We start from the raw sequence: 11715 nt of genomic DNA on the forward strand, positions 1-11715 counted from the left end.
AGGATGGGCCGCATGAGCCTGCGCGGTGGTCGTCGATTTCCCGGGCCCGTCACGGGCCCGCGCGACTGACGCGTGCTCCCCGCCCGCCTCGTGGCGGGACGGGTCCTGGCCCGGACGGGCGCCCTAGAATGACGGCGACGCGCGCACGTGCGCGCCCCGCACGCCCCGCCCCGAGCGGCGCGTGCCGCGGGTCGACGCCGGCCGTCGTCCGCTCCCCGCAGTCCCGCCCTCGCCAGGAAGGCACGCATGTCCAGCCCTGACGCCGACGTCGTCACCCCCCACGCGGGCGACGGCGGACCGGACACCCCCACCGCCCCCTCCCCGCTCGACGCCGACGCGCTCCAGCGCGCGCTCGACGCCGCGCTGGCCGCCGTCGCCTCGGCGGGCGACCTCGACGCGCTCAAGCGCGTGCGCACCGAGCACGCGGGCGACCGCAGCCCGCTCGCGCTCGCGAACCGCCAGATCGGGTCGCTCGCCCCCGCGGACAAGAAGACCGCGGGCAAGCTCGTCGGCCCGCTGCGCGGCCGGCTCAACCAGGCGCTCGCCGCGCGCCAGGGCGAGCTCGAGGCCGAGCGCGACGAGCGCGTCCTCGTCGAGGAGGCCGTGGACGTCACGCTGCCCGTGGACCGTGTCCCCGCGGGCGCGCGGCACCCGCTCGAGACGCTGCAGGAGCGCGTCGCGGACTTCTTCGTCGGCATGGGCTGGGAGATCGCGGAGGGCCCCGAGGTCGAGGCGGAGTGGTTCAACTTCGACGCCCTGAACTTCGGCGTGGACCACCCCGCGCGCCAGATGCAGGACACGTTCTACGTCGCCGGCCCGGACGGCGAGGACGGCGCGGAGCCGTCGAACCTCGTGCTGCGCACCCACACGTCGCCGGTCCAGGCCCGCTCGCTGCTCGAGCGCGGCGTGCCGCTGTACGTGGCGTGCCCGGGCAAGACGTTCCGCACGGACGCGCTCGACGCGACGCACACGCCCGTCTTCCACCAGGTCGAGGGCCTGGCGATCGACAAGGGCCTGACCATGGCGCACCTGCTGGGCACGCTCGACGCGTTCGCGCGCGCGATGTTCGGCCCCGACGCGCGCACGCGCCTGCGGCCCGCGTACTTCCCGTTCACCGAGCCGAGCGCCGAGATGGACCTGTGGTTCCCGCAGAAGAAGGGCGGACCGGGCTGGATCGAGTGGGGCGGCTGCGGCATGGTCAACCCGAACGTGCTGCGGTCCGTCGGGGTCGATCCCGACGAGTACTCGGGCTTCGCGTTCGGCATGGGCATCGAGCGCACGCTCATGCTGCGCCACGGGATCGCGGACATGCACGACATGGTGGAGGGCGACGTGCGCTTCTCCGCCCAGTTCGGAACGGAGATCTGATGCCGTACGTCGCCATCGACTGGCTGGGCGACCACGTCGAGCTGCCCGCGGGGCTCACCGCCGAGCGGCTCGCCGCCGACCTCGTCCGCGTCGGCCTGGAGGAGGAGGCGATCCACGGCGCGGCCGTGACGGGTCCCCTCGTCGTCGGGCGCGTCCTGGAGATGACGCCCGAGCCGCAGAAGAACGGCAAGACGATCAACTGGTGCCTGGTCGACGTCGGGCCGGAGCACAACGCCGCCGAGATCACGGGCGTCGAGCCGGCCGACATGCCGGCGGGCGGCGCGCGCGGGATCGTGTGCGGCGCGCACAACTTCGCGCCGGGCGACCTCGTCGTCGTCGCGCTGCCGGGCTCCGTGCTGCCCGGCCCGTTCCCCATCGCGAGCCGCAAGACGTACGGGCACGTGTCCGACGGCATGATCTGCTCGCAGCGCGAGCTCGGGCTCGGCGAGGACCACGACGGCATCATCGTGCTGCCGCGGCTCGGGTACGCGGCCGAGGACCTCACCCCGGGGCAGGACGCGGTCGCGCTGCTCGGTCTCGGCGACGAGGTGCTCGAGATCAACGTGACGCCCGACCGCGGGTACGCGTTCTCCTACCGCGGCGTCGCGCGCGAGTTCTCGCACTCGACGGGCGCGCGCTTCACGGACCCGGGCCTGCCCGGCTCCCTGCCCGCGCCCCCGCCCGCGGCGACGCCCGACGGCTTCCCCGTCGAGGTCGACGACGCGGCGCCGGTCCACGGCGTCGTCGGGTGCGACCGCTTCGTGACGCGCGTCGTGCGCGGGCTCGACCCCGCTGCGCAGACGCCCGCGTGGATGCAGCGCCGCCTCACGGCGTCGGGCATGCGGCCCATCTCGCTCGCGGTCGACGTGACGAACTACGTCATGCTCGACCTCGGGCAGCCCCTGCACGCGTACGACCTCGAGAAGGTCGCGGCCCCCGTCGTGGTGCGGCGCGCCGCCCCGGGCGAGCGGCTCACGACGCTCGACGACGTGGACCGCGCGCTCGACCCGGAGGACCTGCTCATCACCGACAGCCCCGACGGCGCGCGCGGCGCGCGCGTGCTCGGGCTCGCGGGCGTCATGGGCGGCGCCTCGTCGGAGGTCGGTCCCGAGACGACGGCGGTGCTCGTCGAGGCCGCCCACTTCGACCCCGTGACGGTCGCGCGCACGTCGCGCCGCCACAAGCTGTCGAGCGAGGCGGCGAAGCGGTTCGAGCGCGGGGTGGACCCGCTCCTGCCCGCGGTCGCGGCGCAGCGCGTCGTCGACCTGCTCGTCGAGCTGGGCGGCGGGGCCGCGGACCCGGCCGTCAGCGACCTCGACCGGGTGACCACGCCCACCCCGATCCGCCTGCCCGTCGGCGAGGCCGAGCGCCTCGTCGGCGTGCCGTACACGCTCGAGCAGGTCGTCGGGACGCTCGGGGCGATCGGGTGCACGGTCGACGCGGACGACGCCGCCGCGACGGGCGTGGTCGTCGTGACCCCGCCGTCGTGGCGCCCCGACCTCACCGAGCCGGCCGAGCTGGTCGAGGAGGTCGCGCGCCTCGTCGGGTACGACGAGATCCCGTCGGTGCTCCCCGCGGCGCCCGGCGGGCGCGGGCTCACGCGCGAGCAGCGGGTGCGCCGGTCGGTCGCCCGGGCGCTCGCCGAGCACGGGTTCGTCGAGACGCTGAGCTACCCGTTCGTCGGCGAGGGCGAGCTCGACGCGCTGCGGGTCCCCGCGGACGACGAGCGCCGCCGGGCGCTGCGCCTGCTCAACCCGCTGGCCGACGACCGTCCCCTGATGCGCACGGACGTGCTGAGCACGCTCCTGGAGACCACGCGCCGCAACGTGGGCCGCGGGCTCGGGGACGTCGCCGTGTTCGAGGTCGGGCTCGTGACGCACCCGCGCCCGGGCGCCCCGGCCGCTCCGTCGCTGCCCGGCGGGGTGCGTCCCTCCGACGACGACCTCGCCGCGATCGAGGCCGCGCTCCCCGCGCAGCCGCGCCACGTCGCGGGCGTCCTGGTCGGTCGTCGCGAGCGGGCGGGCTGGTGGGGCCCCGGCCGTCCGGCGGACTGGACGGACGCGCTCGACGCGGCACGCCTGGTCGCGGACCGCGCCGGTCTGCGGGGGCCCGACGCCGTGCGCGTCGTCGCGGACACCGCGCGGGCCCCGTTCCACCCCGGCCGCTGCGCGCGCCTCGAGCTCGCCGACGGGACGGTCGTCGGGCACGCGGGCGAGCTGCACCCCAAGGTGCTGGAGAACGTCGGCCTGCCCGCCCGCTCCGTGGCGTTCGAGCTCGACCTGACGGCGCTCGTCGCCGGTGCGTCGGACGAGCCCGTGCAGGCGACCCCGGTCTCCGGGTTCCCGGCGGCGAAGGAGGACCTCGCGTTCGTCGTCGCCGCCGACGTGCCGGCCGAGGCGCTGCGCGCCGCGGTCGTCGAGGGCGCCGACGAGCTCGCCGAGGAGGTCGCGCTGTTCGACGTCTTCACGGGCGAGCAGGTGGGCGCCGGGCGCAAGTCGCTCGCGTTCTCGCTGCGGCTGCGCGCAGCGGACCGCACCCTCACCGCCGACGACGTCGCGCGGGTCCGGGAGGGCGCCGTGGCCGCCGCGCGCGAGCGCGTCGGGGCGGAGCTGCGCGCATGAGCGGCGCACCGGGGCCGGGCGCGACGCCGGACGTCGCGCCCGCCCGCACCGCGCTCGTCACCGGGGCGTCACGCGGCATCGGCCGCGCGGTCGCCGTCGGGCTCGCCGCGGCCGGCCTCGACGTCGCGCTCCTCGCGCGCGACGCGGGCCGGCTCGCGGGCGTGGCCGACGAGATCGGTGGGCTCGACGGCGCGGGCCGGGCCGTCGTCGTCACGGCGGACGTGACCGACGCGGCGGCGGTGGCCGCGGCCGTCCGCGAGGCCGAGGCCGCGCTCGGGAGCGTGGACCTGCTCGTCAACAACGCGGGCCGGGTCGACGCCGAGGTGCCGCTGTGGGAGGCGGACCCCGACGAGTGGTGGGCCGTCCTGGAGACCAACGTGCGCGGGCCGTTCCTGCTCGCCCGCGCGGTCGTCCCCGGGATGCTCGCGCGCGGCGGCGGCCGCGTCGTCGACCTCAACAGCGGCGCGGGCTCGCACGACATGGACGGCGCGAGCGCGTACAACGCGAGCAAGACGGCGCTCCTGCGCCTCGGGGCGAACCTGCACCGCTCGGGGCACGCGCTCGGGCTGCGGACCTTCGAGGTGTCGCCGGGCGTCGTGCAGACCGACATGACGGCGTCCATGGTCATGCACGAGGGCCGCACGGAGTGGACGCCCGTCGAGCGCACGGTCGAGATGGTCGTCGCCATCGCCCGCGGCGAGCTCGACGCGTTCTCGGGGGCGTTCGTGCGCGTGACGCACGACTCGCCCGAGTCGCTCCGCACGGCCGCCCAGGAGGCTGCCCGGGCGGGCGTCACGCTGCCCGGGCCGGACGGCCGTCGGCTGCGCGTCACGCGCTGGGGCGCCGACGACCCGATGCCGGGAGAGCTCCCCGCCCGCTGAGCGCGCGCACCCCGCACGGCCGACGCCGCCCGACCCCCCGGTCGGGCGGCGTCCGTGCGTCCGGGGCACCGGTCACCGGGGAGCGCACGTGTCCCGGTCGACCCACACGTGCCACAGGCCCCGCTCGGGGTGCTCGTACTCGAAGGCCACGAGGCCGCCCGCGTCGTGCGTGATGACGCCCGTGAGCACGACCCGCCGACCGTCCCGGTCGTAGGTCGTGCAGAAGGCGGGCACCTGCACCGGGACGGGTGCGTCCGGCAGGAAGGGGCGGGTCGCGGGGGCGACGTGCTGGGTCATACCCGGAAAGACGCGCGCACGCGCGTCGTCTCACGCGTCGGGGCGGGTGAAAAGCGCGCGGGTCGCCGCGTAGCATGGCCCGCGACACGGGGTGCCCCGCACCGGGGCTGAGATGAGACCCGTCGAACCTGATCTGGCTCGTACCAGCGAAGGGATGTCCGCGCGATGACGCTCGCCCTGCCCCGGCACACCTCCGACCCGGTCCCCGCCCGCGCGGACCGTGACCGTCGCCCCGACCCGGGCCGCGGGCCCGACCCGGCCCCGTCCCGCCCCCGCGTCCTGTCCGTCGCGGGGACCGACCCGACCGGCGGCGCCGGGATCCAGGCCGACCTCAAGGCGTTCTGCGCGCACGGCGCCTACGGCATGGCCGTCACGACGGCGCTCGTCGCGCAGAACACCCACGGCGTGCGGTCGGTGCACGTCCCCGGGTCGGCGTTCCTGCGCGCGCAGCTCGACGCCGTGTCCGACGACGTCGAGGTCGACGCGGTGAAGATCGGCATGGTGGCGGACGAGGCGAACGCCCGCACGGTCGGGGAGTGGCTCGACGACCTCGCCGCGGCGCGCGCCGCCGCGGGAGGTCCGCGGCCGTGGGTCGTCCTGGACCCGGTGATGGTCGCCACGTCCGGTCACCGCCTCCTCGACGCCGGCGCCGAGCAGGCAGTGCGCGACCTCGCGGCGCGCGCGGACGTCGTCACGCCGAACCTGCCCGAGCTCGCCGTCCTCGGCGGGCGGGAGCCCGCGACGACGTGGGACGACGCCCTGCGCCAGGCGACGTCGTACGCGGCGGCGAGCGGGGCCGTCGTGCTGCTCAAGGGCGGGCACCTCACCGGGCGCACGTCGCCCGACGCGCTCGTCGTCCCCGCGCCCGGGCCGACGTCGGGTCGCGTGCCGGGGGCGGCCACGGTCACGACGTTCGACGCCGCGCGCGTCGACACGCCCCACACCCACGGCACCGGGTGCTCGCTCTCGGCGGCGCTCGCGGCGCTGCGCCCGCAGCGCGCGAGCTGGGAGGAGGCCGCGCGCGAGGCGAAGGAGTGGCTCACGGGCGCGCTGCGCGCGGGCGCCGCGCTGCGGGTGGGGACCGGCCGCGGGCCCGTCGACCACCTGCACCGCTCGGCGCCCGTGCCGGAGGGCTGAGGCTGCGCGAGGTCGGCCCGAGCTGCGCCCGGTCGGGCTCGGGGCCGAGCCGGACGGGCGCGGCCCGCGGGACGCGCTCAGCCGGCGGGGCGGCTCGCTGCGCGGTCGGCACCGGTGTCGGGGGCGACGGCGGCCAGCGCGTCGCGGAGCACCGCGAGCGTCGCGCGCGCGACGGCGAGGCGCTGCGCGGGCGGGGCGTCCGCGGGCCGCGTGGTCACCTTGGCGCCGACGAGCGGGACGGGACCAGCCGCGGCGAGGAACTCGCGCACCTCGGCCGGGCCCAGCATCGTCTCGTCCGGGCCGGGGAGCGCGGGGTCCGGGCCGTGGGGCGGCACGTGCGCGTCCGCCCACGGAGCGCCCCACCGGCCCGGGCTCCCGCTGGCACCCGAGAGCATCGCGCTCGCGAGGAGGCCCGCGGCGGCGGCCGCCCGTGCGTGCTCGACGGGCGTGGCGGCGCTGCGCCCCTCGATGGCGGACCGGCCCCAGTTGAGCCCCACGTGCAGCGGGTGGCCGGTGTCCCGGGCGGCGCGCGCGACGGCGGCGATCTCGTCGTCGAGCGCGAGGAACCCCTTCTCCGCGACGCCCCACGGTCGCGGCGCGTCGCAGTGCTCCACCACGAGCGGCAGCCCGGCGGGCGCGACGGCGGCCAGCTCGGTGAGGCTGCGCGCGAGCGCCGCGCCGGACCCGCGGCCGGGACCGGGCGCGGACTGGAGCTCGACCGCGACGACGCGTCGCCGACCCTCCGCCTCGGCGAGCCGGGTCACGGCCGCGAGGACGCGCGCGACGCCGTCGACCGCCGCGCGCCGGCCCTCCTCGTCGTCGGACGCGAGGCCGTAGGCGCGGTCGGCCGCGGCGCGGCGGGCCGTCGCGGCGACCGTCGTCGGCAGCAGCACCCAGTGCGGCGGCAGCGCGGCTGCGGTCGTCGCGAGCGCGTGCGTGTCGTCCGGGTCGACGGGGTGCTCGAGGCCGTCGAGGCCGTCCTCGTCGAGGGCGGCGTACCAGCCGCCCGGGTCGGGGACGCCCGCGAGGGCGTAGGCACCGAGCAGGGTCAGGGGGCGGTCGTGCAGGTTGGTCATCGGTCCTCGTCGGTCGTGGTGGGGAACGGTCGGGCTCGTCAGGCGCGGGCGACGTCCTGGTCGGTGGTGGCGTACTCGCACGTGTAGCCCGGCGTGACCCAGCGCCACCGTGTCTCGACGTCCTGCACCGCGACGCCCGCGGGCCGGTCGGCGACGCACGCGTCGGCCTGCTGGCGCACCGCCGCGGTCACGTAGTAGACGACGAACACCGCGGTGAGCAGCACGGCGAGCACGGTCGCGGTGCGGCGCAGCGCGGGGGAGGGGCCGCCGTCGGAGCCGTCCTCCTCGCCCGGGCGCGGCGGCACCCAGTCCCAGCTCACGCGGTGCCGGTCGAGGTGCCGGTCGAGGCGCCGGTCGTGGTGCGGGCCGTGGTGCCGGCCGCGCCGTCCGCCCCGGCGGGCAGGAGCAGCACCTTGCCGGTGGTCGCGCGGCCCTCGAGCGCGCGGTGGGCGTCGGCGGCGTCGGCGAGCGGGAACGTCGCGCCGACGCGCACGCGCAGCGTGCCGCCCGCGACCGCGCCGAGCACCTCGGTCGCGCGCTCAACGAGCTCCGCGCGCGTCGCCGTGTGGTCGGCGAGCTTGGGCCGCGTGAGGAACAGCGAGCCGCCCGCGTTGAGGCGCTGCGGGTCGAACGGGGGGACCTGCCCGGACGAGCCGCCGTAGAGGACGAGCGTGCCGCGCCGGCGCAGCGACGCGAGCGACGCGTCGAACGTGTCCTTGCCGACCGAGTCGTACACCGCCGCGACGCCCTCGCCGCCCGTGAGGCCGCGCACGACCTCCGGCAGCTCGGCCGTGAGGTCGGCGAACGCCGTGTACTGGATCGCGTGCTCGGCGCCCGCGCCGCGGGACAGCTCCGCCTTCTCGGGGGTCGAGACCGTGGAGATCACGTGCGCCCCCCGCGCCACGAGCATCTGGGTCAGGAGCAGCCCGACGCCGCCCGCGCCCGCGTGCACGAGGACGCGGTCGCCCGGACGCACGCGGTACGACGACGTGCACAGGTAGTGCGCGGTGAGCCCCTGGAGCGCGACGGCGGTCGCGTCCTCGAGCGAGACGGCGTCCGGCACGAGGAGAGCCTGCTCGGCGTCCACGACGACGAGGTCCGCGTACGACCCCGGCGCCTCGGTCCACACGACGCGGTCCCCGACGGCGAACCCCTCGACCCCCTCGCCCACCTCGGCGACGACCCCTGCCCCCTCGCTCCCGACGACGTGCGGGTACTCCATCGCGTACACGCCGGAGCGCTTGTACGTGTCGATGAAGTTCACGCCCGCCACCGCGGACCGGACGAGGAGCTGCCCCGGACCCGGCGACGGGTCGGGCAGCTCGGTGTGCTCGAGGACCTCGGGGCCGCCCGCCGCGCGGGCCACGATCGCGTGCATGCCCCCAGCCTAGGGTCGTGCGGCGGTCAGGGTCGCCCGTCCCCGGCGACCTTCGCGTGCACGGCGGCGAGGTGCTCGCGCGCCGCCGCGGAGGCGCGGCCGGCGTCCCGGGCGCGCACGGCGTCGAGGATCGCCTCGTGCGCGTCCTGGTCGTGCCGGTGCGTCGTGCCCGCCCGGTCGAGATCGACCATGGCGACCATCGCGCGGCGCAGGCGAGGGACGAAGGTCGTGAAGAGCTCGGCCAGCACGGCGTTGTGCGCGGCGTCGACGACCGCCCGGTGGAACGCGAGGTCCGCGTCCACGTACTCGGCGGGCGACGCCGTCGCCGCGACCTGCCCGCGGCGAGCGAGCGCCGTCGTCATGGTGCGCAGGTCCGCGGGGGTGCGGCGCGCGGCGGCGAGCCCGGCGGCCTCCACCTCCAGCGCGGCGCGCACCTCGAGCACGTCGACGATCTCGCCGCGGCGCAGCACCTCGTCCCAGTCGTCGGTGGTATCCGTCGAGACGACGTACACGCCCGAGCCCTGGCGGCTGTCGAGGACGCCGCGGCCCGCGAGCTGGCGGATCGCCTCCCGGACGGTCGAGCGGCCGACGCCGAGCTCGGCGGCGAGCGCCTGCTCCCCGGGCAGCCGGTGGTCGAGGGGCCAGGCGCCGGAGCGCACGCGCTCGAGCAGGAGCTCGGCCGCCTGGTCGGCCAGGGGGCGCCGCTGCAGCGCGGTCATGGAAACCTCTCAGGTTGTCTGAGGACTTGATCGGGGCTAGCGTACCCCGCATGTCCTGGACGGCGCTCCTCCTTCGGCGCCACGGCGGGGTCTGACCGGACCGGCCCCCCGCCGTGGGGGTCCGTCGTGCGCCGGTCGTCCCGCCCCGGCCACCACGGGGCTCCAGCCGAAGGACCGCCATGACCGTCTCCGCCACCTCTGCCCGCACGGACCGCCCCTCCGCCACGACCACGCCCTCGTGGAACCGGCAGCGCCCCTCGCCCATGCCGTCGTCCCGCTACGCCGACGTCCACGCCCGCGTCGACGTGCCCGACCTGCCCGACCGCCGCTGGCCTGCGCGCCGGCTCACCGAGGCGCCGCTGTGGGTCCCCGTCGACCTGCGCGACGGCAACCAGGCGCTCGCGGAACCCATGGACCCGGGGCGCAAGCGCCGCTTCTTCGAGCTGCTCGTCGCGATGGGGTACACCGAGATCGAGGTGGGCTACCCGTCGGCGTCGCAGACCGACTTCGACTTCGTGCGCCTGCTCGCCGAGACCGACCTCGCGCCCGAGCACGTGACCGTCGTCGTGTTCACCGCCGCGCGCGCCGACCTCATCGCGCGCACGGTCGAGGCCGTGCGCGGGCTGCGCAACCCGGTCGTCGTCCACGTGTACGCCGCGACGGCGCCCGTCTGGCGGGACGTCGTGCTCGGCCGCGACCGCGAGGAGCTCGCCCGGCTGATCACCGACGCCGGGACCGAGGTGCTGCGCCACGCCGGCGACGACCCGCGGGTCCGCTTCGAGTTCTCGCCCGAGGTGTTCAACCTCACCGAGCCCGACTACGTGCTCGACGTGTGCGACCGCATGACGACGCTCTGGGACGCGACGCCCGAGCGGCCCGTCGTCCTCAATCTCCCCGCCACGGTCGAGGTCGCGACGCCCAACGTCTATGCGGACCAGATCGAGTACATGGACCGGAACCTCGCGCGGCGCGACGGTGTCATCCTCTCCGTCCACCCGCACAACGACCGCGGGACCGGCGTCGCGTGCGCCGAGCTCGCCGTCCTCGCCGGGGCGCAGCGCGTCGAGGGGTGCCTGTTCGGCAACGGCGAGCGCACCGGGAACGTCGACCTCGTCACGCTGGGCCTCAACCTCCATGCGCAGGGCGTCGACCCGATGGTCGACTTCTCCGACCTCGACGCGATCCGTGACGTCGTCGTGGCGTGCAACCGGATCGAGGTCCACCCGCGCCACCCGTACGTGGGCGACCTCGTGCACACCGCCTACTCCGGCACCCACCAGGACGCGATCCGCAAGGGGATGGCGCGGCACCGGGCCGACGCCGCGGCGGCCGACCTCGACCCCGCGGAGGCGCCGTGGCGCGTGCCGTACCTGCCCGTCGACCCCGCGGACCTCGGGAGGTCGTACGAGGCCCTCGTGCGCGTGAACAGCCAGTCGGGCAAGGGCGGCGTCGCGTACGTGCTGCAGTCCGTGCACGGCCTGGACCTGCCCCGGTGCCTCCAGGTGGACCTGGCGCGCCGCGTCCAGGAGCACGCCGACACGACCGGGGCGGAGGTCACCTCCGACGCCCTCCTGGGCCTGTTCGAGACCGCGTACGCGCGCACGGGCGCCGTCGAGCCTGTCGCGTGGACGAGCCGACGTTCCGACGACGGCACGGAGCACCTCGACCTGGTGGTCACGGTCGACGGCGAGCGCGTCCCCACGTCCGGGACGGGCGCCGGCGCGGTCGACGCCCTCGTCGACGCGCTGGCCCGCCTCGGCCGCCCGGTCGAGGTCCTCTCGCTCACCCAGCAGTCCGTCGGCAGCGGCAGCGACGCGACCGCGGTGACCTACCTCGAGCATCGCGGCCCCGACGGCGCCCCGCGCTGGACCGTGGGTCGTGACACGTCCGTCCTGGGAGCCGCCGTCCGCGCGGTCTGCGCGGCGACGGCCTGAGGTCGCCGGGCTCGCGACCGGTCCGAGTCGTACGCGCGGCGACGAGAAGCGAGAAATGGCCCCCCGAGCGGGGCCTCGAGGGACCACTTCTCGCTTCTCGGACCGGACCGCTCGCGGCCGAGGCGACAGGCCGTCCCCACGGGCCCCGAGGGGACGGGACCGCCGGAGACCCCATCGCGGGTCGTGCGGTGACGGACAGGACGAGCGGTGGGGTCGGACCGTGTGCGAAGGACGTCAGAGGCGCACTCCGCGAACCTGCGCCCGGGAGACCGAGGCGACGGTGCGCCAGTCCGAGCACACGGTC

Annotated in this window: 10 protein-coding genes and 1 riboswitch; of the genes, 5 read left to right on the forward strand and 5 right to left on the reverse strand. The window is 76.8% G+C overall.

The window, feature by feature from the left end:
* Positions 1–246 precede the first annotated feature (246 nt).
* Genes pheS through AC3WT4_RS10365 form a run of 3 tightly spaced genes read left to right on the forward strand, consistent with a single transcriptional unit; the run spans position 247 to position 4870 of the window.
* Positions 247–1368: a phenylalanine--tRNA ligase subunit alpha gene (gene pheS, locus AC3WT4_RS10355; RefSeq protein ID WP_108051805.1), complete on the forward strand. Its 1122-nt coding sequence runs from the start codon at positions 247–249 to the stop codon at positions 1366–1368.
* Positions 1368–3989 (forward strand): phenylalanine--tRNA ligase subunit beta, encoded by a 2622-nt coding sequence (gene pheT / locus AC3WT4_RS10360; protein WP_492315387.1) that lies wholly within the window; start codon positions 1368–1370, stop codon positions 3987–3989. The genes pheS and pheT overlap by 1 nt, the downstream gene beginning before the upstream one ends.
* Positions 3986–4870, forward strand: coding sequence for an SDR family oxidoreductase (locus AC3WT4_RS10365; RefSeq protein ID WP_492315388.1), 885 nt, complete (start codon positions 3986–3988; stop codon positions 4868–4870). Before pheT ends, AC3WT4_RS10365 begins: the two co-directional genes overlap by 4 nt.
* Positions 4871–4942: 72 nt before the next feature.
* Here the strand turns inward: AC3WT4_RS10365 and AC3WT4_RS10370 are convergent, their stop codons facing one another.
* A complete protein-coding gene (locus tag AC3WT4_RS10370; RefSeq protein WP_400109611.1) occupies positions 4943–5167 on the reverse strand; it encodes a hypothetical protein in 225 nt (74 codons plus the stop codon).
* Between the two features lie 77 nt (positions 5168–5244).
* Positions 5245–5339, forward strand: a riboswitch (TPP riboswitch).
* Here AC3WT4_RS10370 and thiD point away from each other — a divergent pair.
* Positions 5333–6304 carry a bifunctional hydroxymethylpyrimidine kinase/phosphomethylpyrimidine kinase gene (thiD, locus tag AC3WT4_RS10375; RefSeq protein WP_492315389.1) on the forward strand — a complete coding sequence of 324 codons (972 nt, stop codon included), beginning with the start codon at positions 5333–5335 and terminating at the stop codon, positions 6302–6304. Its footprint overlaps the riboswitch before it by 7 nt.
* A gap of 77 nt (positions 6305–6381) precedes the next feature.
* Here thiD and AC3WT4_RS10380 read toward each other — a convergent pair whose 3' ends face one another.
* The 4 genes from AC3WT4_RS10380 to AC3WT4_RS10395 are packed head-to-tail and all read right to left on the reverse strand — an operon-like array spanning position 6382 to position 9477.
* Complete coding sequence (locus AC3WT4_RS10380; RefSeq protein ID WP_492315390.1) at positions 6382–7380, reverse strand: DUF4862 family protein; 999 nt, start codon at positions 7378–7380, stop codon at positions 6382–6384.
* A 38-nt stretch (positions 7381–7418) separates the two neighbouring features.
* Positions 7419–7700, reverse strand: a complete 282-nt coding sequence (locus AC3WT4_RS10385; RefSeq protein ID WP_492315391.1) for a hypothetical protein — start codon at positions 7698–7700, stop codon at positions 7419–7421.
* Complete coding sequence (locus AC3WT4_RS10390) at positions 7697–8758, reverse strand: quinone oxidoreductase family protein (RefSeq protein ID WP_492315392.1); 1062 nt, start codon at positions 8756–8758, stop codon at positions 7697–7699. Before AC3WT4_RS10390 ends, AC3WT4_RS10385 begins: the two co-directional genes overlap by 4 nt.
* Before the next feature lie 26 nt (positions 8759–8784).
* The gene (locus AC3WT4_RS10395; protein ID WP_492315393.1) at positions 8785–9477 is read right to left on the reverse strand and encodes a FadR/GntR family transcriptional regulator; all 693 of its coding nucleotides are present in this window, start codon (positions 9475–9477) and stop codon (positions 8785–8787) included.
* Between the two features lie 179 nt (positions 9478–9656).
* Between AC3WT4_RS10395 and AC3WT4_RS10400 the strand changes: the two genes are divergently transcribed.
* Positions 9657–11411 (forward strand): 2-isopropylmalate synthase, encoded by a 1755-nt coding sequence (locus tag AC3WT4_RS10400; RefSeq protein WP_492315394.1) that lies wholly within the window; start codon positions 9657–9659, stop codon positions 11409–11411.
* Positions 11412–11715 lie beyond the last annotated feature (304 nt).

The sequence above is a fragment of the Cellulosimicrobium sp. EB106-03-01-XG111 genome, assembly GCF_058792115.1.

What these genes read in the sequence shown, in the direction of transcription:
- AC3WT4_RS10390 (WP_492315392.1), bottom strand. Translation starts at nt 8,758, where the DNA reads ATGCACGCGATCGTGGCCCGCGCGGCGGGCGGCCCCGAGGTCCTCGAG.
- pheS (WP_108051805.1), top strand. Translation starts at nt 247, where the DNA reads ATGTCCAGCCCTGACGCCGACGTCGTCACCCCCCACGCGGGCGACGGC.
- AC3WT4_RS10380 (WP_492315390.1), bottom strand. Translation starts at nt 7,380, where the DNA reads ATGACCAACCTGCACGACCGCCCCCTGACCCTGCTCGGTGCCTACGCC.
- AC3WT4_RS10400 (WP_492315394.1), top strand. Translation starts at nt 9,657, where the DNA reads ATGACCGTCTCCGCCACCTCTGCCCGCACGGACCGCCCCTCCGCCACG.
- thiD (WP_492315389.1), top strand. Translation starts at nt 5,333, where the DNA reads ATGACGCTCGCCCTGCCCCGGCACACCTCCGACCCGGTCCCCGCCCGC.
- AC3WT4_RS10395 (WP_492315393.1), bottom strand. Translation starts at nt 9,477, where the DNA reads ATGACCGCGCTGCAGCGGCGCCCCCTGGCCGACCAGGCGGCCGAGCTC.
- AC3WT4_RS10370 (WP_400109611.1), bottom strand. Translation starts at nt 5,167, where the DNA reads ATGACCCAGCACGTCGCCCCCGCGACCCGCCCCTTCCTGCCGGACGCA.
- pheT (WP_492315387.1), top strand. Translation starts at nt 1,368, where the DNA reads ATGCCGTACGTCGCCATCGACTGGCTGGGCGACCACGTCGAGCTGCCC.
- AC3WT4_RS10365 (WP_492315388.1), top strand. Translation starts at nt 3,986, where the DNA reads ATGAGCGGCGCACCGGGGCCGGGCGCGACGCCGGACGTCGCGCCCGCC.